Source organism: Pseudomonas sp. Rh2 (assembly GCF_040762985.1).
GTDB lineage: Bacteria > Pseudomonadota > Gammaproteobacteria > Pseudomonadales > Pseudomonadaceae > Aquipseudomonas > Aquipseudomonas taiwanensis.
In genome coordinates, this window is the sequence record NZ_CP142890.1 from 1596538 (window position 1) to 1615924 (window position 19387).

The 19387-nt window shown below is 62.7% G+C and carries 18 protein-coding genes; 10 read left to right on the top strand and 8 right to left on the bottom strand.

Annotation, left to right across the window (positions count from 1 at the left end; all coding sequences use genetic code 11):
* Positions 1-56: 56 nt before the first annotated feature.
* From VXM67_RS07220 to VXM67_RS07240, 5 genes are all read right to left on the bottom strand, one after another.
* A complete protein-coding gene (locus VXM67_RS07220; RefSeq protein WP_023378950.1) occupies positions 57-1079 on the bottom strand; it encodes an AbrB family transcriptional regulator in 1023 nt (340 codons plus the stop codon).
* Entirely contained in the window at positions 1072-2586 is a 1515-nt protein-coding gene (locus tag VXM67_RS07225) for a tripartite tricarboxylate transporter permease (protein WP_023378951.1), read from the bottom strand. The genes VXM67_RS07220 and VXM67_RS07225 overlap by 8 nt, the downstream gene beginning before the upstream one ends.
* Positions 2587-2589: 3 nt before the next feature.
* Complete coding sequence (locus VXM67_RS07230; RefSeq protein WP_023378952.1) at positions 2590-3048, bottom strand: tripartite tricarboxylate transporter TctB family protein; 459 nt, start codon at positions 3046-3048, stop codon at positions 2590-2592.
* 80 nt (positions 3049-3128) lie between these two features.
* Entirely contained in the window at positions 3129-4109 is a 981-nt protein-coding gene (locus tag VXM67_RS07235) for a tripartite tricarboxylate transporter substrate binding protein (RefSeq protein ID WP_023378953.1), read from the bottom strand.
* 31 nt (positions 4110-4140) lie between these two features.
* Positions 4141-5430 carry an OprD family porin gene (locus tag VXM67_RS07240; RefSeq protein ID WP_023378954.1) on the bottom strand — a complete coding sequence of 430 codons (1290 nt, stop codon included), beginning with the start codon at positions 5428-5430 and terminating at the stop codon, positions 4141-4143.
* Positions 5431-5630: 200 nt separating this feature from the next.
* Here VXM67_RS07240 and VXM67_RS07245 point away from each other — a divergent pair, with 200 nt between their 5' ends.
* Complete coding sequence (locus VXM67_RS07245; protein WP_027908113.1) at positions 5631-6302, top strand: response regulator; 672 nt, start codon at positions 5631-5633, stop codon at positions 6300-6302.
* The gene (locus VXM67_RS07250) at positions 6295-7674 is read left to right on the top strand and encodes a sensor histidine kinase (protein ID WP_023378958.1); all 1380 of its coding nucleotides are present in this window, start codon (positions 6295-6297) and stop codon (positions 7672-7674) included. The genes VXM67_RS07245 and VXM67_RS07250 overlap by 8 nt, the downstream gene beginning before the upstream one ends.
* A 153-nt stretch (positions 7675-7827) precedes the next feature.
* Here the strand turns inward: VXM67_RS07250 and VXM67_RS07255 are convergent, their stop codons facing one another.
* Positions 7828-8634: an HDOD domain-containing protein gene (locus tag VXM67_RS07255; protein WP_023378959.1), complete on the bottom strand. Its 807-nt coding sequence runs from the start codon at positions 8632-8634 to the stop codon at positions 7828-7830.
* Between the two features lie 55 nt (positions 8635-8689).
* Complete coding sequence (locus VXM67_RS07260; RefSeq protein WP_027908114.1) at positions 8690-9631, bottom strand: folate-binding protein YgfZ; 942 nt, start codon at positions 9629-9631, stop codon at positions 8690-8692.
* Positions 9632-9764: 133 nt separating this feature from the next.
* Here VXM67_RS07260 and VXM67_RS07265 point away from each other — a divergent pair, with 133 nt between their 5' ends.
* Positions 9765-10019: a succinate dehydrogenase assembly factor 2 gene (locus tag VXM67_RS07265; protein ID WP_008094993.1), complete on the top strand. Its 255-nt coding sequence runs from the start codon at positions 9765-9767 to the stop codon at positions 10017-10019.
* Positions 10003-10461, top strand: a complete 459-nt coding sequence (locus tag VXM67_RS07270) for a protein YgfX (protein ID WP_023378962.1) — start codon at positions 10003-10005, stop codon at positions 10459-10461. Before VXM67_RS07265 ends, VXM67_RS07270 begins: the two co-directional genes overlap by 17 nt.
* Positions 10462-10544: 83 nt before the next feature.
* Here VXM67_RS07270 and nadB read toward each other — a convergent pair whose 3' ends face one another.
* Positions 10545-12167: an L-aspartate oxidase gene (gene nadB / locus VXM67_RS07275; protein WP_023378964.1), complete on the bottom strand. Its 1623-nt coding sequence runs from the start codon at positions 12165-12167 to the stop codon at positions 10545-10547.
* Positions 12168-12602: 435 nt separating this feature from the next.
* Here nadB and rpoE point away from each other — a divergent pair, with 435 nt between their 5' ends.
* From rpoE to lepB, 6 genes are all read left to right on the top strand, one after another.
* Entirely contained in the window at positions 12603-13184 is a 582-nt protein-coding gene (rpoE, locus tag VXM67_RS07280; RefSeq protein ID WP_003252049.1) for an RNA polymerase sigma factor RpoE, read from the top strand.
* A gap of 31 nt (positions 13185-13215) precedes the next feature.
* Positions 13216-13806, top strand: coding sequence for an RseA family anti-sigma factor (locus tag VXM67_RS07285; RefSeq protein WP_023378965.1), 591 nt, complete (start codon positions 13216-13218; stop codon positions 13804-13806).
* A gap of 12 nt (positions 13807-13818) precedes the next feature.
* The gene (locus VXM67_RS07290) at positions 13819-14769 is read left to right on the top strand and encodes a MucB/RseB C-terminal domain-containing protein (RefSeq protein ID WP_023378967.1); all 951 of its coding nucleotides are present in this window, start codon (positions 13819-13821) and stop codon (positions 14767-14769) included.
* A gap of 178 nt (positions 14770-14947) precedes the next feature.
* Positions 14948-16381, top strand: a complete 1434-nt coding sequence (locus VXM67_RS07295) for a DegQ family serine endoprotease (RefSeq protein ID WP_023378969.1) — start codon at positions 14948-14950, stop codon at positions 16379-16381.
* Positions 16382-16607: 226 nt separating this feature from the next.
* Entirely contained in the window at positions 16608-18407 is a 1800-nt protein-coding gene (gene lepA, locus VXM67_RS07300; RefSeq protein WP_027908115.1) for a translation elongation factor 4, read from the top strand.
* Between the two features lie 5 nt (positions 18408-18412).
* Positions 18413-19267 (top strand): signal peptidase I, encoded by an 855-nt coding sequence (gene lepB / locus VXM67_RS07305; RefSeq protein WP_023378972.1) that lies wholly within the window; start codon positions 18413-18415, stop codon positions 19265-19267.
* The last annotated feature ends 120 nt before the right edge of the window (positions 19268-19387 follow it).

Sequence of the window (19387 nt, forward strand, 5' to 3'; positions counted from 1 at the left end):
AGAGGCGACGCGCTCCGCACAGGAGCCGGCTTGCCGGCGATGAGGCCCGGGCGCGCTCAAGTCTTCCACAATCTGAACAACGGCTCTGCCAGGAACAGCACCATCAGCAGGCGCATCACCTGCAAGGCCGTCACCAGTGGCACCGACAGCTGCAAGGTCTCGGCCGTCAAGCTCATCTCGGCAATCCCACCGGGCATCATCCCCAGCGTCAATGACCGCAAATCCAGCCCGGTCATCACGCTCAAGGCCCACGCCGCACTTCCGGCAATAAGCATGCACAGCGCCGTGGCAATCAATGTGCGTCCGAGAAACGACGGTGCCCGGCGGAAGAACGCACGGTTGAAGTGGCAAGCCAGGCCGCTGCCGATCAGCCATTGGCCGATCTGACTGGCGCCGTTGGGCAGGGCGATTTGCAGATTGCCCGCCAGGCTGACTGTTGCCGCGACCAACAATGGCCCGAACAACCAGGGGTTAGGTTGACGTAAGCGCTGCCAGGCCAGGCCTGCCAAGATGCTCAGCGGCACGATCAGGGCCAGCCAACTCCAGCTCACGCTGCCGGTATGATTGAGCGGTATGCCATCCCCCAGAAGGAACTTGAACAGCGCCGGCACCACCAGCACCACGGCCAGCACCCGCAGGCTCTGCGCCGCAGCGACCTGGCTGAGCACGGCTCCGTTGCGTGCGCCGAGGTTGACCATTTCCCCGGAGCCGCCCGGCATACTGGCGAAGAACGCCGTCGCCCGGTCCTCGCCGGTGCGGCGCAGCATCCAGACCCCAATCACGCTGGACAGCGTGGTGAGCAGTGCGCCGAAGAAGATCAAGGCAAAATGGCTGCTGACCTGCTCGACCACCGCCGGCGTGAAGTGCAGGCCGATGCCGATGCCGATGATGCATTGCCCGCCCTTGCGGCCATTAGGGATTTCCGCGAGCTGCCAGGGCGTCAGGCAGCGCACCAGGATGATCGCCAGCAACGAGCCGACCATCCATGGCAAAGGCCAGCCGATCGTGCTGGCGAGAAAGCCACCAGCCAGCCCGACCAGCCCGGTTGCCCAGAACAGAGGGAACTGCCGATCAGGCATCGGCCATGGCCCGACGCTGCAGGCTGCGTTTACGCCAGATGCGCACCAGCGGCAGGGCCAACATGCACACCACCAGTACCCACACACCCATGCTGATGGGGCTCGACCAGAGGATGCCCAGTTCACCGTTGGAGATCGACAGCGCGCGGCGCAGGTTTTGCTCCATCAGGCCGCCGAGGATGAACCCGAGCAGGATCGGCGAAAGCGGGAAGTCCAGCTTGCGCAGGATGTAGCCCATGATGCCGATGCCGACCATCAGGAACAGGTCGAAGGTGGTGGCGTGCACGGCGTATACGCCGATCGCGGTGATGATCGCGATCACCGGCACCAGTGCCCAGTTCGGTACTGCGAGGATGCGGGTGAAGAGGCGGATCATCGGGATGTTCAGGATCACCAGCATGATGTTGGCGACGAACAGCGAGGCGATCAGACCCCAGACGATGTCCGGTTGTTGCTCGAACAGCAGCGGGCCCGGTGTGATGTTGTACAGGGTCAGTGCGCCGATCATCACCGCCGTGGTTCCCGAGCCCGGTACGCCGAGGGTCAGCATGGGCACCAGCGCGCCACAGCACGAAGCGCCGATGGCGGTTTCCGGGGCTGCCAGGCCTCGGGCATCGCCCTTGCCGAACTTGCCCGAGCTACCCGCGATGCGTTTTTCGGTCATGTAGGCCACCGCGCTGGCCAGGGTTGCCCCCGCACCTGGCAGCACGCCCATGATGAAGCCAAGCAGTCCGCAGCGGATGTTGACCACGAACACCGAGGCGGCTTCCTTGAAGTTGAACAGCATGCGCCCGGTGGCCTTGACCGCGGCGTGGCCGTGGTGGGTCTTCTCCAGCAGCAGGAGAATCTCGCTGATCGAGAACAGCCCCAGCACCAGGACCACGAACTGAATGCCATCGGCCAGGTGCACGCTGTCGCCGGTGAAGCGGTATACACCGCTGTTGGCGTCGATGCCCACTGCCGACAGGAACAAGCCGATAAGTGCCGCGATGAAGGTCTTCAGCGGTTTGTCACCGGCCATGCCGCCGAGGGCGACGATGGCGAACACCATCAGCACGAAATACTCGGCCGGCCCGAAGGCGATTGCCCATTTCGCCAGCAACGGCGCGAACAGCACCATGCCGCAGGTGGCGATCAAGGCGCCGATGAACGAACTCCACGCCGACAGCGACAGGGCCACGCCAGCCAAGCCCTGGCGGGCCATCGGGTAGCCGTCGAGGGTGGTCATGACGGTGGAGGCTTCGCCCGGAATATTCAGCAGGATCGAACTGATCCGGCCGCCGTACTCGCAGCCCAGGTAGACCGCGGCCAGTAGAATCAGGGCCGACTCCGGCGGCAGGCCGAGGGCGAAGGCGATGGGAATCAGCAGGGCCACGCCGTTGATCGGACCCAGGCCCGGCAACAGGCCGACCACCGTGCCGATCAGGGTACCGGTGAGGGCGGTCACCAGGTTGTAAGGGCTCAGGGCCACGCCGAAGCCCTGGCCCAGGTAGCTCAAGGTATCCATGTGTCAGTTCTCCAGTACGTCGAGCAGGCCGAGGGGCAAGGGCACATCCATCACACGGTCGAACAGCCAGTAGAGGAACAGGCTCATGCCCACCACCACGATGGCGCTGTGCAGCCAGCGGCCGCCGTACAGGCGGGCCATGGGGATGCCGACCAGGATGGCGCTGAGGATGAAGCCCAAGGCCTCGAAGGTGCTGGCGAAGACCAGCAACAGGCCAATGCACAAGCCGATCTTGGTGAGGGTTTCGCGGTCCAGTTCGGGTTCGTCGTCCTTGCGCACGATGGGCGTTGGGCGGATAGCCAGGTACAGCAGGCCGACGCTCATCAGGCCGAGCATCAGCAAGGGGTAGGCGCGCGGGCCCACCGGTTCATAGGAAAATGCAGCCTGGTAAGGCCAGGCCATCACGGCCAGGGCGGCGCACACCGCCAGCAGGACCAAGGCGAAGAGGCGTTGCAGGATCATCAGGGAGTCCTCGTAGAACGCGGCCGCTGTGGGAGTGGATCAGGTCCGCTCCCACAGGTGGGTGAAACAGCGTTGATGAGTTACTGAATCAGGCCGAATTCCCTGGCCAGCGACTTGTAATCAGCCACCTGCTTCTTCACGTAAACGTCCAGCTCTTCACCGGTCATGGCGAACGGGAACAGCTCGCGCTGGTCACGCAGCTTGGCGAAATCCTCGGACGCCAGCATCTTGTCGAACGAGGCTTTCCACCAGGCGTAGTCTTCGTCGCTGACCTTCGGGCCGAGGTAGAAGCCGCGCACCACTGGCCAGACGATGTCGTAGCCCTGTTCCTTGGCGGTAGGGATGTTCTTCATCTCGGGCTCGTCCAGGCGGTTTTCGGCGAATACCGCGAGGATGCGCATGTCACCGCTCTGGATATGCGGCATGGAGTCGGAAATGTCGGTGGAACCGACCTGGATATGCCCGCCCAGCAGCGCGGTGGCAATTTCGCCACCCCCTTCCAGGGCCACGTAACGCAGATCGCGGGGGTTGATGCCGGCCGCCTTGGCGATCAACGCGGTCTGCATCCAGTCCTGGCTACCCACGGTACCGCCAGAGCCGATCACCACCTTGCTTGGATCTTTCTTCAGGGCCGCGACCAGGTCATCGAGGGTCTTGTAGGGCGAATCGCTCTTCACCGCGATGGCGCCATAGCTGGTGCCGACCGCCGCCAGCCACTTCACGGCGTTCTCGTCGAAGCGGCCGAACTTGCCCTGGGCCAGGTTCAGCAGCGAGCCGCTGGACCAGGCCACCAAGGTGCCGGCGTCGGCCGGGCGCTGGGCGACCACGGCGTTGTAGGCCACTGCGCCGACGCCACCTGGCATGTAGGTCACGCGCATGGGCTTGCTGAGGATTTTCTCCTCGACCAGCGCGCTCTGCACCAGCTTGCAGGTCAGGTCGAAACCACCGCCGGGCGAGGCCGGGGCGATGCATTCAGGGCGTTTGGGTTCGGCGGCCAGGGCGTTGCCGGCCAACAGCAGGCAGCCGGTTGCCAGGACGAGGTGGCGCATTGAAAAGGTCATCGTCGATCTCCGTGAGCGTTGTTGTTATGGATTACCACAGGGCTACGCTGTAGCTCACCAGCAGCCGCACTTCGTCGGCATCGCGCGCGAAGTTGGAGCGGAAGGTGGCGTTGCGCAGGCGCACGGCGACGTTCTTCAACGGGCCGCTTTGTACCACGTACTTGAATTCGGTGTTGCGCTCCCACTCCTTGCCCTCGCTGCCATCGGCGCGGCTGACGTTGTCGCCATTGATGTAGCGGGTCATGAAGGTCAGGCCGGGAATGCCGAGCGCGGCGAAGTTGTAGTCGTAGCGCACCTGCCAGGAGCGCTCGTCGGCACCGGCGAAGTCGTTGATCTGGACGAAGTTGACCAGGTACGGGTCAGCGCCGTCGACGTAAGGAAAGGCGCTGTCGCCGGACAGATGCTGGTAAGCCGCGCTGACCTTGTGCCCGCCCAGGGCATAGCTGAGCATGCCGTTGACGGTGGTGTTGTCGATGTTGCCGGCCTTGGCTGCGCCTTGGTCGTCACTCACCGCCAGGCGCAGGTCGGCGCCCAAGGTGCCTGGGCCCCATGGCTGAGTGGCGACCATCCCAAGGAAGTGCTGACGGTAGATGTCGTCCAGCTGGGCGTAGTGGTAGCTGCCGGTGATGCGGTCGGTGAACTGGTAGTCGAGTCCGGCGAGGTCGAAGTTGTCGGCGGAGAAGGTACCGCCGAAGCGACCGTTCTTGTTGTTGAGGGCGAGGTCTTCCCAGTTGGTGTCGTTACGGTCCTTGGCCTTTTCCAGGCGCCCGCCGGTGAAGGTCAGGTGGTTGATCTCTTTGGAAGTCAGCAGCCCGCCTTCGAAGGTCTGCGGCAGGATCCGCCCGTCATTGGGCTGCAGGGTAGGCAGTTCGGGAATCAGGGTACCGACCTTCAGTTCGGTCTTGGAGACCTTGATCTTGCCGGTGAGGCCGAGCTTGGAGTACTCATCGGCGGCCTTGCCATCGTCGTGGGTGGGCAGCAGGCCGGTGTCGGTGCGATCAGGGCTGGAGTCGAGCTTGACGCCGAGCATGCCCAAGGCATCCAGGCCGAAGCCTACGGTGCCTTCGGTGTAGCCGGACTCGAAATTGAGCATGAAACCCTGGGCCCATTCGTCGCGCTTGGATTGTTGCGCGCTGGTGCCATCGCGAAAATCGCGATTGAAGTACATGTTGCGGGTTTCGAAGGTGGCCGTGCTGTCTTCGAAGAAAGCGGCCTGGCTCATCGGTGCGACACCGGCAAGGGCAAGAGCGCTGGCGATGGCGCTTGGACGTGCGGACAGGTAACGGGTAGGCGCGAACGCCTGCGGCTGCGATGACAGCATCGAGGATGACTCCGTTTATTGTTCTTATCGGCTGCACCTTGCTGGTGCTTTTTTCGGCGCGTGGGGCGACCGTGGTGCGATGCTAGGCAACGAACCTTTCGCTAACCTTTCAGCGTGAAAGGTTTGTGAATGGGGGCTACACAGGTCGTGCGACGGCGTTACACTCCGCGCCACCGTCAAACCCGAGCAGGGAGAATCCGATGCGTGTGCTGCTGGTCGAAGACCACCTGCAACTGGCCGAAAGCGTGGCTCAAGCGCTGAAAAGCCAAGGCCTGACCGTGGACGTTCTGCATGATGGCGTAGCCGCCGACCTGGCCCTGGCCAGCGAGGAATACGCCGTTGCGGTGCTGGATGTCGGCCTGCCGCGCATGGATGGCTTCGAGGTGCTGGCGCGCTTGCGAAGCCGAGGCAAGACCTTGCCCGTGCTGATGCTTACCGCCCGCAGCGATGTCAAGGACCGGGTCCACGGATTGAACCTGGGCGCCGACGATTACCTGGCCAAGCCGTTCGAACTGACCGAACTGGAGGCGCGGGTCAAGGCGTTGCTGCGCCGCAGTGTGCTCGGCGGTGAGCGTCAGCAGCGTTGCGGGCCTTTGGTCTACGACCTGGACACTCGGCGCTTCACCTTGGGTGAGGACAACCTGACCCTGACCTCGCGAGAGCAGGGCGTGCTGGAAGCGCTGATCGCCCGCCCGGGTCGCGTGATGAGCAAGGAGCAGTTGGCGGCCCAGGTCTTCGGCCTGGACGAGGAGGCCAGCCCAGACGCCATCGAGATCTACGTCCACCGCTTGCGCAAGAAGCTCGATGGCCATCCGGTGGCGATCGTGACCTTCCGTGGCCTTGGTTACCTGCTCGAGCACCGCGATGCGTGACAATGGCAGCCTGCGTGGCCGGCTGTTGGGCAACCTGGCCTTGCTGCTGGTGGTGCTGATGCTGGCCAGCGGCCTGAGCGCCTACTGGAACGGCCGTGAAGCTGCCGACACCGCCTACGACCGCACCCTGCTGGCTTCGGCGCGGACCATTGCCGCAGGTCTGTCACAGCGTGATGGTTCGTTGAGTGCCGACGTGCCTTACGTTGCCTTGGATACCTTCGCCTACGACAGCGCCGGGCGCATCTACTACCAGGTATTGGATATCCAGCAGCGGCTGATCTCGGGGTACGAGAACCTGCCGCCGCCACCACCGGGTACGCCGCGAACCGACGACTATCCGGCATTGGCCCGCTTCTACGATGCGACCTACCTGGGCCAGGACGTGCGTGTGGTCAGCCTGCTAAAGGCGGTCAGCGAGCCGAACATGAACGGTATGGCCGAGATCCGCGTGGCCGAGACCGAAGAAGCGCGGGTCCGTATGGCCCGCGGGTTGATGGCCGACACTTTGCTGCGCCTGGGCATGCTGGCCTTGGGGGCCCTGGTGATGGTCTGGTTCGCCGTGAGTGCCGCCCTGCGCCCGCTGGAGCGCTTGCGCACAGCGGTCGAAGAGCGTCAGCCGGATGACCTGCGCGCGTTGCCGGTGGTGCAGGTGCAGCGAGAGCTGGGCCCTCTGGTGCGGGCGTTGAACCACTTCACCGAACGCTTGCGCGGGCAGTTCGAACGCCAGGCGCAGTTCATCGCCGACGCGGCCCATGAACTGCGGACCCCGTTGGCCGCGCTCAAGGCTCGTGTCGAACTGGGCTTGCGCTCGTCGCAGCCAGAGGTGTGGCGCCAGACCCTGGAAAGCGCAGCCCAAGGCACCGATCGCCTGACCCATCTGGCCAACCAGCTGCTATCGCTGGCCAGGGTGGAAAATGGCGCCAGGGCGATCGCCGAAGGGGGCGCACAGCGTCTGGACCTGAGTCAGCTGGCCCGAGAGCTGGGCATGGCCATGGCGCCGCTGGCGCACAACCGTGGAGTGGCGTTGGCGCTGGAAGCCGAGGCGCCGGTATGGCTCAAGGGCGAGCCGACCCTGCTCAACGAGCTGCTGAGTAATCTGGTGGACAACGCCCTGGCCCATACCCCGGCGGGCGGTAATGTCATTTTGCGGGTATTGGCGCCAGCGGTCCTTGAGGTCGAGGATGACGGACCGGGAATTCCCGAGGCTGAACGCGAACGGGTGTTCGAGCGGTTCTATCGGCGTAGTGCCCAGGGCAGTGGCTTGGGGCTGGCGATTGTCGGAGAGATTTGCCGCGCCCATCTGGCGCAGATCAGCCTGCATGATGGGGCGAACGGTGGGCTGAAGGTGCGGGTGAGTTTTATCGCGGATTGAGGCGGGTATTGGGCAGGCTTGTTCGCGGACAAACCACGGTTTGGACTGCCCCCACGAAGTTGAACAAAAATCCAATCCGTTGGGGCAGTTCAGCTCACCCAGCGCATCCGTGGGCACAGGGCGCCCGCGAAAAGCCCAGGCGGCGCCGCCACCTCAGCGCAACATGCTTCGGGCTTCGAGCAACTCACCGATCTCAAGCTCTGTCCCATGGGGCAGATTCAGGTGCCGGTAAGCCGGCAGTGCGGTCAGTGGCAGGTTGCGACCACGGTGGCTCAGGGCGCGGGCTATCTGCACGATGTCGATGTAGTCGATCTTGTCGGTCTCGCGTTCCAGGTTCTGAACCTGGCTTGGCAGATTGACCAGTTGCTCGGGAAACTCCCACGAAGTCAGAATCTTGTCGCCCAGAGCCGGCTGGATCTCCTCGATCACATAGTGCAGGCACACCGGGTCGGACAACAGTTCGTTGTGCTCCTCGGCGTAGATCAATACCGGCAGGGCACCGATCTGGTGAACCAGCCCGCCCAAGGTGGCCTGGTCAGCCTTCAATTGTGTGTAACGGCGGCACAGTTCATAGCTGATGCCTGCCACTTCCAGGCTGTTGGCCCAGATATCCCGTAATTTCTGCTCTACGGCAGGCGAGCGGGCATGGAAGATCTGTTCGATCACCAGGCCGATGGCCAGGTTGCAGCTGTAGTTGATGCCCAGGCGGGTGATGGCGGTATGCAGGTCGGTGACTTCGACCGCTGCACGCAGCAGCGGGCTGTTGACCACTTTGATCAAGCGCGCCGAAAGCGCGGCATCGCGGCCGATCACCTTGCTCAGGGCGGCAACACTGATCTCGCTGTCCTCGGCCGCTTCGCGGATGCTCAAGGCAACCTCGGGCAAGGTCGGCAGGACCAGGTCATCATTGTCGATGGCATCGAGCAGTTGTGCTTGAACCATCTCGGCCAGCTTGTTCATGGGCTTTTCTACCGCAGTGGTGGTGCGGCCCCGCCGACAGGGCGGGGCGGGCTGGTCAGCGTTGGATTTCCCGGTCGCGGTCCAGTGTGTAAGGCAGGTCGAGCAGGGTAAGGCGAGGGCCTTCCGGGCTACCCAGGTGCAGGTTGTCGTCCTCGACCGCCTCGGCGCTCAGCACGGCGAGCAGTTCGCAGCCCGGGCCGTCGCTGGCGGCGATAACGACTTCACCGACCGACGAGCCATGGGTGGGCGAGAAGATTTCGGTGCCGGGTGCGGGAACCGCCTGCTCGTCGAGCGCCAGCCGGTACTGGCGACGTTTGAGCTTGCCCAGGTACTGCATGCGGGCAACGATTTCCTGGCCGGTATAGCAGCCTTTCTTGAAGCTCACGCCATCCACGGCCTGCAGGTTGATCATCTGCGGTATGAACAATTCACGGGTCGGGCCCGTCACCTGGCCGATACCGGCGCGGATCTGACCCAGCAGCCAGTCGTTGAGGCTGCCTTCGGGCAGACTGGCAGCCAGGACCTCGCGCACGGCGTCAGCTTGTTCACCAGGCACCCAGAGTTCGATGCGATCTGCGCTGACGCAGAGGGCGATCAGGCCCTGGTGGCGGACTGTGGCGCCGATCGAGGTTGGCGCTGTCAGGCCCAGCGCTGCCAGCGCTGCGTTGCCGCCTTGCAGGCCGAAGCGCGCCCATGCGGCGCTTTCGTCGGTCAGCGTCGCCTTGGAGAACACAGCGTACTTTTTCAGGTCGGCCATCTGCGCTTCGAGAAGTTCGCTGGCCATGGCCAGCAGGTAACCGTTGCCTTCGGGAAGGATACGGAAGCTCGACTGCATGCGCCCCTTGACCATGCAGCGGGCACCCAGACTGGCGTACTCGAGGCTCAGGTAGTTGATGTTGCAGGTCAGTTGACCCTGCAGGAACTTGCCGGCATCGGAGCCGCGGACGGCGAGGATGCCTTCGTGGGACAGGGGACTGAAGAAAGCGGAATCGGCCATGGGTCATCGAGGTGGCTAAAGACTGGCGGCCATCATAGAACGCCGGTAACAAAATAGGTAGGTGACTAGACCAACGCCCGGTGCCGCATCGTTGCGGGCGCTGTATACTGGCCGGCCATTCGAGGAGGGCCCCATGGTCGAACAAACTGAACTCAACCGGCTTTTCTGGCACAGTCGCCGCGGCATGCTGGAACTGGACGTACTGCTGGTGCCATTCACCCAGGAGGTCTATCCGACCCTGAGCGAAGCCGATCGCGAGCTCTATGTTCGCCTGCTCAGCTGCGAAGACCAGGACATGTTCGGCTGGTTCATGGAGCGTACCGAGTCCGAGGATCCTGAACTGCAGCGCATGGTCCGCATCATTCTGGATCGTGTCCAGCCCAAGTGAGTCCTTCGAGTGCCGTTGGCAGGGCTCGCCGCTGCTGCTGACGGCCTACCTGTTCTGTCAGGTGTTGGCGTGGTTCGTCTTATGGGTCATCGCGCTGCCCTGGTGGTTTTCCGTCCTGGCCGTTGTCGCCTGCCTTGCTCATGCTGGCTGGGTAATTCCCCGACGTATCCTGTTGACCCATGATCACGCCGTTGTCGGCGTGCGCCGTGATGCACTTGGCTGGCGAGTGTTCAGCCGTGCGCGCGGTTGGCAGCCGGTGCGGCTGTGCCGCGATAGCGTGGCATTGCCTGGCGTGGTGGTGTTGAGATTCGTACGCGAAGGCGGCTGGCTGGGCGAAGGCCAATGCGTGCTATGGGATGCCGTGGGTGCTGATCAGCATCGGCGTCTGCGGGTTCGGCTGAAGTTCAGCCGTCGCCGGTGGGGTGAGGTGTCGGCGCGGTAGGCAGATGACGCGTCGTCGCTACCGCCTGCGAGCCGGCTCCTGCAAGGATGGCGCTGGGCGTGCAGGAGCCGGCTTGCCGGCGATCAGGATGAGGCCGAGTCACAGGCCGGGCTCAGGATCGTATCCTTCGCCTCATCCAGCATTCCCGGATAATCCAGGGTGTAATGCAGCCCACGACTCTCCTTGCGCTGCATCGCTGAGCGAATCATCAGCTCCGCGACCTGGGCCAGGTTGCGCAATTCGATCAGGTCGCGGCTGACCTTGTAGTTGCTGTAGAACTCGTCGATTTCGTCCAGCAGCATGCGCACCCGGTGCTGGGCGCGCTGCAGACGCTTGCTGGTTCGTACGATGCCGACGTAGTCCCACATGAAACGCCGTAGCTCGTCCCAGTTGTGCGCAATGATGACGTCCTCGTCCGAGTCGGTGACCTGGCTGGCATCCCAGCAGGGCAGGGCCTTGGGCATTGCCACTTCATCGAGGTGCGCCTGGATGTCGGCAGCGGCCGAACGGCCGTACACGAAGCATTCGAGCAGTGAGTTGCTGGCCATGCGGTTGGCGCCGTGCAGGCCGGTGAAGCTGGTCTCGCCGATGGCGTAAAGACCCGGCACATCGGTGTGGCCGCGGTCGTCGACCATCACTCCGCCGCACGTGTAGTGCGCCGCCGGCACCACCGGAATCGGCTGGCGCGTGATGTCGATGCCGAAGGTCAGGCAGCGTTCGTAGACGGTGGGGAAATGGCTCTTGATGAAGTCGGCAGGCTTGTGGGTGATGTCCAGGTACACGCAGTCCACGCCCAGGCGCTTCATTTCATGGTCGATAGCGCGGGCCACGATGTCCCGTGGAGCCAGTTCTTCGCGGGGGTCGAAGCGTGGCATGAAGCGCTCGCCATTGGGCAGGCGCAACAGCGCACCCTCACCGCGCAGGGCTTCGGTAATCAGGAAGCTCTTGGCCTGCGGGTGGTACAGGCACGTGGGGTGGAACTGGTTGAACTCCAGATTCGCTACCCGGCAGCCGGCGCGCCAGGCCATGGCAATGCCATCGCCGCACGCCCCGTCGGGATTGCTGGTGTAGAGGTAGACCTTCGCCGCTCCGCCGGTGGCCAGCACCGTGAAACGCGCACCGAAGGTGTCGACTTCGCCGGTATTGCGGTTCAGCACGTAGGCGCCCAGACAACGATCTCCCGGCAGCCCGAGGCGGCGTTCGGTGATCAGGTCGACTGCCACGCGCTGTTCCAGCAACTCGATGTTCGGGCGCTGACGGGCCTGGCCCAGCAGCGTCGTGAAAATGGCCGCACCGGTGGCGTCCGCGGCGTGGATGATACGCCGATGGCTGTGGCCGCCTTCGCGGGTCAGGTGAAACTCGAAGCCACCGTCGTCGACACTGTAGTGTTCGTCTCGGGTGAACGGCACGCCCTGTTCGATCAGCCATTGGATGGCTTCGCGGCTGTGTTCGACGGTGAAGCGCACGGCTTCTTCATTGCACAGGCCACCGCCGGCATTGAGGGTATCCTCGACATGGGACTGCACGGTATCGGTATCGTCGAGCACCGCCGCGACGCCCCCCTGGGCCCAGAAGGTCGAGCCGTTGGCCAGGTCGCCCTTGCTCAGTACCGCGATGCGCAGGTGGCCAGGGAGGTTGAGCGCCAAGCTGAGACCGGCGGCACCGCTGCCGATCACCAAGACATCATGTTGGAATTGTTGGCTCATGTCGGGACACTAGTAATCTTTGGAAGGGGCGCGGCACAATAGTCAGGCACAGATGGCATTGTGAAACTATCGTGAAACGCAGCCGGGCTGCCTTTATAGCAGCCCCCGGTGGCCAATTTCCATGCCACTTGTGCGGTGCGTTCAGCTTTTGTGGGAACTTTCCGACACGGCAGGAAATCCTATGAAGGCTGCCCGCACGCCATAATATGTCGCGGCGACGCAGGGCGGTGGCTCTATCCGGGCTGACCTCTGCGTATTCGAAACCCGATTATCGTCGCAGCCGGCCGTGACCGCGCTGCGTCTTTCGTGCGAGCCGACCAAGGGCCGCAGGAAACTTGCTTGGAGGGGAGAACTTTTGCGTAAAGCCCGAGTCTATGGTTGCAAGCCTGAACGAAGGTTGTTGCAACGCTCCTTCGAGTTCACTGAGGAGTGTTCATGCTAACCCAGGAAGAGGATCAGCAGCTTGTCGAGCGCGTGCAGCGTGGAGACAGGCGAGCGTTCGATCTGTTGGTGCTGAAGTATCAGCACAAGATTCTCGGGTTGATCGTGCGGTTTGTCCATGACACCCACGAAGCCCAGGATGTGGCGCAGGAGGCCTTTATCAAGGCTTACCGAGCGCTTGGTAATTTTCGCGGTGACAGTGCGTTTTATACCTGGCTGTACCGCATCGCCATCAACACGGCGAAGAACTACCTGGTGTCCCGTGGAAGACGGCCGCCAGACAGTGATGTGAGCTCCGAGGATGCGGAGTTTTACGACGGCGATCATGGCCTCAAGGATCTCGAGTCCCCAGAGCGCTCGTTGTTGCGGGATGAAATCGAAGGCACTGTCCATCGCACCATCCAGCAACTGCCCGAAGACCTGCGTACGGCACTGACCCTGCGCGAGTTCGACGGGTTGAGTTACGAGGACATTGCCAGCGTCATGCAGTGTCCGGTGGGTACCGTGCGCTCTCGGATCTTCCGCGCTCGGGAGGCCATAGACAAAGCCCTGCAGCCGTTGTTGCAGGAAACCTGAGACAGCGGCGACAGCCAAGAGAGGAACCGCCATGAGTCGTGAAGCTTTGCAGGAATCGCTGTCCGCGGTAATGGACAACGAAGCGGACGAACTGGAACTGCGTCGGGTATTGAATGCCGTTGACGATGCTGAAACCCGTGCCACCTGGTCGCGTTACCAGGTCGCTCGCGCAGCCATGCACAAAGAACTGCTGCTGCCCAAGCTTGATATCGCCTCGGCGGTGTCCGCCGCACTGGCTGACGAGGCCGTGCCGGCCAAGGTCAAGCAAGGCCCTTGGCGCAGCATCGGTCGCCTGGCGGTTGCCGCTTCGGTGACCTTGGCGGTGCTGGCTGGGGTGCGCCTGTACAACCAGGACGAGATCACCGGTGCCGAGCTTGCGGCCCAACAACCTGCGCAGCAGGGGCTGGCCATGCCACAAAGCCAGGGTCCGGCCGTTTTGGCAGGCTATAGTGAAAGCAGTGAGCAACCGACCGGGCCGATGGCCAACGGTGTGCTGCAGAACCAGGCCGGCTGGGATCAGCGTCTGCCAGGTTACCTGCGCCAGCATGCCCAGGAATCTGCGCTCAAGGGCACTGAGACCGCTTTGCCCTACGCACGGGCCGCCAGCCTGGAAAACCGCTAAGTAAGGAGGATCATGCGCGCGCTACCTCTCCTGTCGCTGCTGATAGGCAGCTGCGTGACGGTGCCAGCATTGGCGGCCAACTCTTCGCCTCAGGCGAGCGAGTGGTTGAGCAAGCTGGCCCAGGCCGAGCAGAAACAGAGTTACCAGGGCTCCTTCGTCTACGAACGTAACGGCAGCTTTTCTTCCCACGACATCTGGCATCGGGTCCAGGACGGCAAGGTCAGCGAGCGGCTGCTGCAGCTCGATGGCGCCGCCCAGGAAGTCGTGCGCGTGGATGGCAAGGTGCAGTGCGTCAGTGGTTCCCTGGTCAGTGGCGTCGGTACGCCGCCCGACTCAACACCGCGTGTGCTTGATCCTTTGAAGCTGATGAGCTGGTACAACCTGGGCTTGGCGGGCACGTCGCGGGTCGCCGGGCGCGATGCCGTGATCGTGACTCTCACGCCACGCGACCAGCATCGTTACGCCTTCGAGCTTCATCTTGATCGCCAGACCGGCCTTCCGCTTCGTTCGTTGATGATCAACGACAAGGGGCAACTGCTCGAGCGTTTCCAGATGACACGTCTTGAAACCCACCTGCCGAGCGACGACGACCTGCGTCCCAGTGCTGCCTGCAAGCCGGTCGAGCGGGTCGCCAGTACCGATGGCGAAGCCGTTGCCGGGTGGCGTTCGGACTGGCTGCCGGCGGGCTTCGAATTGATCAACAGCTCGGTCCGTCGCGACCCTGAGCGCAACAGTGCGGTCAGCAGCCTGATGTATGACGACGGCTTGGCGCGTTTCTCCGTATTCCTCGAACCGGTGACCGACGATGCCGGCCCTGACACCCGTGCCCAGCTCGGGCCTACCGTGGCGGTATCACGCCGTCTGAATACGCCCAAAGGCAAGGTCATGGTCACGGTGGTTGGCGAAATTCCGCTGGGTACCGCCGAGCGTATCGCACTGTCGATGCGCCCCCAGGACAGCTAGGCGTGCCAGTGACGACGGGCCGTGCGCAGGCTCCGGGAGTCCGCGGCTGAAATGAAATTAAAGCATTGTCATTTGCAATCCATCGGTAAATTTTCTATAGGTCAGGCTTCTTGGAGCCTGGCCTTTGCTGCTTCTGCAGATGGTCTAACTAACTTACGCTCGTTGTGACGGGAGCCGTATGTCAATACCACGCTTGAAATCCTACCTAACGATGTTCGCCGCCGTGCTCATGCTCGGTCAGGTGCTCACCGCCCAGGCCGAGGAAGCCCTGCCGGACTTCACGACCCTGGTCGAGCAGGCCTCGCCGGCCGTGGTCAACATCAGTACCAAGCAGAAACTGCCGGACCGCCGCGTGGCTGCCGGGCAGATGCCCGATCTCGAAGGCCTGCCGCCGATGTTCCGCGAGTTCTTCGAGCGCAACATGCCGCAACAACCGCGCGCGCCCCGGGGCGACCGCCAGCGAGAGGCCATGTCGCTGGGCTCGGGCTTCATCATCTCCAGCGATGGCTACGTGCTCACCAACAACCACGTGGTCGCCGATGCGGACGAGATCATCGTCCGCCTGTCGGACCGCAGCGAGCTGCAGGCCAAGTTGATCGGCACCGACCCGCGTACCGACGTGGCGCTGCTGAAGGTCGAAGGCAAGAACCTGCCGACCGTGAAGCTGGGCGATTCGGAAAAACTGAAAGTCGGTGAGTGGGTCCTGGCCATCGGCTCGCCGTTCGGCTTCGATCACTCGGTGACCAAAGGTATCGTCAGCGCCAAGGGGCGTACCCTGCCTAACGACACCTACGTGCCGTTCATCCAGACCGACGTGGCCATCAACCCGGGCAACTCGGGTGGCCCGCTGTTCAACATGAAAGGTGAAGTCGTGGGTATCAACTCGCAGATCTTTACCCGATCCGGCGGCTTCATGGGCTTGTCCTTCGCCATCCCGATCGACGTCGCGCTGGATGTTTCCAACCAGCTGAAGAAAGACGGCAAGGTCAGCCGCGGCTGGCTGGGTGTGGTGATCCAGGAGGTCAACAAGGACCTGGCTGAATCCTTCGGCCTCGACAAGCCCGCCGGCGCCCTGGTGGCCCAGGTACTGGAAGGCGGTCCTGCAGCCAAGGGTGGCCTGCAGGTGGGCGATGTGATCCTGAGCATGAACGGTCAGCCGATCGTCATGTCGGCCGATCTGCCGCACCTGGTGGGTGGCCTGAAAGACGGCGAGAAGGCCAAGCTGGAGATCATTCGCAATGGCAAGCGCCAGAACCTGGACATCACCATCGGCGCGATGCCCGATGACGATGCCGATATCGAAGCCAGTGCCCAGGGCGGCGCAGAGCGCAGCAGCAACCGCCTGGGTGTCTCCGTGGCGGACCTGACCGACGAGCAGAAGAAAACCCTGGAGCTCAAGGGCGGCGTGGTCATCAAGGAAATCCAGGATGGCCCGGCTGCCTTGATCGGTCTGCGTCCAGGTGACGTCATCAGCCACCTGAACAACCAGGCGATCAGCTCGGCCAAGCAATTCACTGAAATTGCCAAGGACCTGCCGAAGAATCGTTCGGTCTCCATGCGCGTGCTGCGTCAGGGGCGTGCGAGCTTCATTACCTTCAAGCTGGCTGAATAAGCCGGGTTCGACGTGGAAAGGGCAGCTCAGGCTGCCCTTTTTCATGAGATTTCATCCTCGTCTGTGTCGGCCGGCGACAGGGCCGGGGTAGGCCACCCAGGCTATTTGCATTTTTGCGCAACAATGTCAGCCGATCAGGAATCTCCCATATCCCTGCGGCTTGAGGTACAATTCCCGGCTATTTTTCGGCGGGCGTCCGGCTCGCAGCCTTTTCGAGTGTTGACCCGTGAGTGATTTGAGTCATATCCGCAATTTCTCCATCATCGCCCACATCGACCATGGCAAGTCGACGCTGGCAGACCGTTTCATCCAGATGTGCGGTGGCCTGTCGGCACGCGAAATGGAAGCCCAGGTCCTCGATTCGATGGACCTCGAGCGCGAACGCGGGATCACCATCAAGGCCCACAGCGTCACGCTCAACTACAAGGCGCAGGACGGTAAGGTCTACCAGCTCAATTTCATCGACACCCCCGGTCACGTCGACTTCACCTATGAAGTCTCCCGTTCGCTGGCCGCGTGCGAAGGTGCGCTGCTGGTGGTGGATGCCGGCCAGGGCGTCGAGGCCCAGTCCGTGGCCAACTGCTACACCGCCATCGAGCAGGGCCTCGAGGTCATGCCGGTGCTGAACAAGATGGACCTGCCCCAGGCCGACCCTGACCGCGTCAAGGACGAGATCGAGAAGATCATCGGCATCGACGCCACCGACGCCGTGGCTTGCAGTGCCAAGAGCGGCATGGGCGTCGACGAGGTGCTCGAACGCCTGGTCCAGACCATTCCCGCGCCGGAGGGCGATATCGACGCGCCGCTGCAGGCGCTGATCATCGACTCCTGGTTCGACAACTACCTGGGCGTGGTTTCCCTGGTGCGTGTGCGCCATGGCCGTGTCAAGAAAGGCGACAAGATCCTGGTCAAGTCCACCGGCAAGGTGCACTTGGTCGACAGCGTGGGCGTATTCACCCCAAAACACACCCAGACCGCTGATCTCAAGGCCGGTGAAGTGGGCTTCATCATCGCCAGCATCAAGGACATTCACGGGGCACCGGTCGGTGACACCCTGACCCTGTCCACGACCCCCGAGGTCGAAGTGCTGCCAGGCTTCAAGAAGATCCAGCCACAAGTTTACGCCGGTCTGTTCCCGGTCAGTTCCGATGACTTCGAAGACTTCCGCGACGCGCTGCAAAAGCTCACGCTCAACGACTCTTCGCTGCAGTACATGCCAGAAAGCTCCGACGCACTGGGCTTCGGCTTCCGTTGCGGCTTCCTCGGCATGCTGCACATGGAGATCATCCAGGAGCGCCTGGAGCGTGAATACGACCTGGACCTGATCACCACGGCGCCAAGCGTAATCTACGAGCTCGAACTCAAGACCGGTGAGACCATCACCGTCGACAACCCGTCGAAGCTGCCAGACGTCTCGGCCGTGGCTGATTTCCGCGAGCCGATCGTCACCGCGACCATCCTGGTTCCGCAAGAGCACCTGGGTAACGTCATTACCCTGTGCATCGAAAAACGCGGTGTCCAGCGCGACATGCAGTTCCTCGGCAGTCAAGTCCAGGTGCGTTACGACTTGCCGATGAACGAAGTGGTGCTGGACTTCTTCGACCGCCTGAAGTCGACCAGCCGTGGCTACGCGTCGCTGGACTATCATTTCGACCGCTACCAGTCGGCCAACCTGGTCAAACTGGACGTGCTGATCAACGGTGACAAGGTCGATGCCCTGGCACTGATCGTGCACCGTGACAACGCGGCCTACAAAGGCCGTGCGTTGACCGAGAAAATGAAGGAGCTGATTCCTCGGCAGATGTTCGACGTGGCGATCCAGGCAGCCATTGGTGGCCAGATCATCGCGCGTACTACCGTCAAGGCACTCAGAAAGAACGTACTGGCCAAGTGCTACGGTGGTGACGTCAGCCGTAAGAAAAAGCTGCTGGAGAAGCAGAAGGCTGGTAAGAAACGCATGAAACAGGTCGGTAACGTGGAGATTCCACAGGAAGCCTTCCTCGCCGTGCTCAGGTTGGATAGCTAGGTCCTATGTCGCTAAATTTCCCGCTGTTGCTAGTGATTGCCGTTGTCGTCTGCGGCCTCTTGGGCTTGATCGACCTGCTGTTCCTGGCCCCGCGCCGGCGGGCAGCGGTCGCCAACTACCAGGGCAGTGTCAGCCAGCCTGAAATGGCCGTGGTCGAACGACTGAACAAGGAGCCGTTGCTGGTCGAGTACGGCAAGTCGTTCTTCCCGGTGCTGTTCATCGTGCTGGTGCTGCGCTCGTTCCTGGTCGAGCCGTTCCAGATTCCTTCGGGGTCGATGAAACCCACGCTGGAAGTGGGTGATTTCATCCTGGTGAACAAGTTCTCCTACGGCATCCGCCTGCCGGTGATCGACAAGAAAGTGATCGAGGTAGGTGACCCGCAGCGTGGTGATGTCATGGTGTTCCGCTATCCAAGCGACCCGAACGTCAACTACATCAAGCGAGTGGTTGGCCTGCCGGGCGACCAGATCCGCTACACCAACGACAAGCGGCTGTTCGTCAACGGCCAGCTGGTTGCCGAACAGTTGGTCGGCACCGAGCCAGGCACCTTGGGCAGTGCGCAACTGTACAAGGAGAAGCTGGGCGAGGCCGAACACCTGATCCGCAAGGAGATGAGCCGTTATCGCATGCCGCCGGACCAGCAATGGACCGTACCGGCTGGCCATTACTTCATGATGGGCGACAACCGCGACAATTCTAATGACAGCCGTTACTGGGACGATCCGAACATTCCGAGGGAACTGCACGGCATGGTTCCGGACCGGAACATCGTCGGCAAGGCCTTCGCGGTCTGGATGAGCTGGCCGGAGCCCAAGCTGAGCCACTTGCCCAACCTTTCGCGGGTCGGCTTGATCCATTGATACCCATCGGCGCTGTCCAGCAGACAGCGCCGAATGCATTTCTGACATAGGCTGTGTTCTCAGGGATGGAGAGATTCGCCGTTCATGGCGACGGACCACAGCCAAACAGTCTTTCAGGAT

Bases quoted from the DNA above. Each gene is read 5' to 3' on its own strand.
- VXM67_RS07220 (WP_023378950.1), bottom strand. From the start codon at position 1,079: ATGCCTGATCGGCAGTTCCCTCTGTTCTGGGCAACCGGGCTGGTCGGG.
- VXM67_RS07285 (WP_023378965.1), top strand. From the start codon at position 13,216: ATGAGTCGTGAAGCTTTGCAGGAATCGCTGTCCGCGGTAATGGACAAC.
- VXM67_RS07265 (WP_008094993.1), top strand. From the start codon at position 9,765: ATGGTCGAACAAACTGAACTCAACCGGCTTTTCTGGCACAGTCGCCGC.
- VXM67_RS07260 (WP_027908114.1), bottom strand. From the start codon at position 9,631: ATGGCCGATTCCGCTTTCTTCAGTCCCCTGTCCCACGAAGGCATCCTC.
- VXM67_RS07250 (WP_023378958.1), top strand. From the start codon at position 6,295: ATGCGTGACAATGGCAGCCTGCGTGGCCGGCTGTTGGGCAACCTGGCC.
- VXM67_RS07230 (WP_023378952.1), bottom strand. From the start codon at position 3,048: ATGATCCTGCAACGCCTCTTCGCCTTGGTCCTGCTGGCGGTGTGCGCC.
- VXM67_RS07225 (WP_023378951.1), bottom strand. From the start codon at position 2,586: ATGGATACCTTGAGCTACCTGGGCCAGGGCTTCGGCGTGGCCCTGAGC.
- nadB (WP_023378964.1), bottom strand. From the start codon at position 12,167: ATGAGCCAACAATTCCAACATGATGTCTTGGTGATCGGCAGCGGTGCC.
- VXM67_RS07235 (WP_023378953.1), bottom strand. From the start codon at position 4,109: ATGACCTTTTCAATGCGCCACCTCGTCCTGGCAACCGGCTGCCTGCTG.
- VXM67_RS07255 (WP_023378959.1), bottom strand. From the start codon at position 8,634: ATGAACAAGCTGGCCGAGATGGTTCAAGCACAACTGCTCGATGCCATC.
- lepB (WP_023378972.1), top strand. From the start codon at position 18,413: ATGTCGCTAAATTTCCCGCTGTTGCTAGTGATTGCCGTTGTCGTCTGC.
- rpoE (WP_003252049.1), top strand. From the start codon at position 12,603: ATGCTAACCCAGGAAGAGGATCAGCAGCTTGTCGAGCGCGTGCAGCGT.
- VXM67_RS07295 (WP_023378969.1), top strand. From the start codon at position 14,948: ATGTCAATACCACGCTTGAAATCCTACCTAACGATGTTCGCCGCCGTG.
- VXM67_RS07240 (WP_023378954.1), bottom strand. From the start codon at position 5,430: ATGCTGTCATCGCAGCCGCAGGCGTTCGCGCCTACCCGTTACCTGTCC.
- VXM67_RS07245 (WP_027908113.1), top strand. From the start codon at position 5,631: ATGCGTGTGCTGCTGGTCGAAGACCACCTGCAACTGGCCGAAAGCGTG.
- VXM67_RS07290 (WP_023378967.1), top strand. From the start codon at position 13,819: ATGCGCGCGCTACCTCTCCTGTCGCTGCTGATAGGCAGCTGCGTGACG.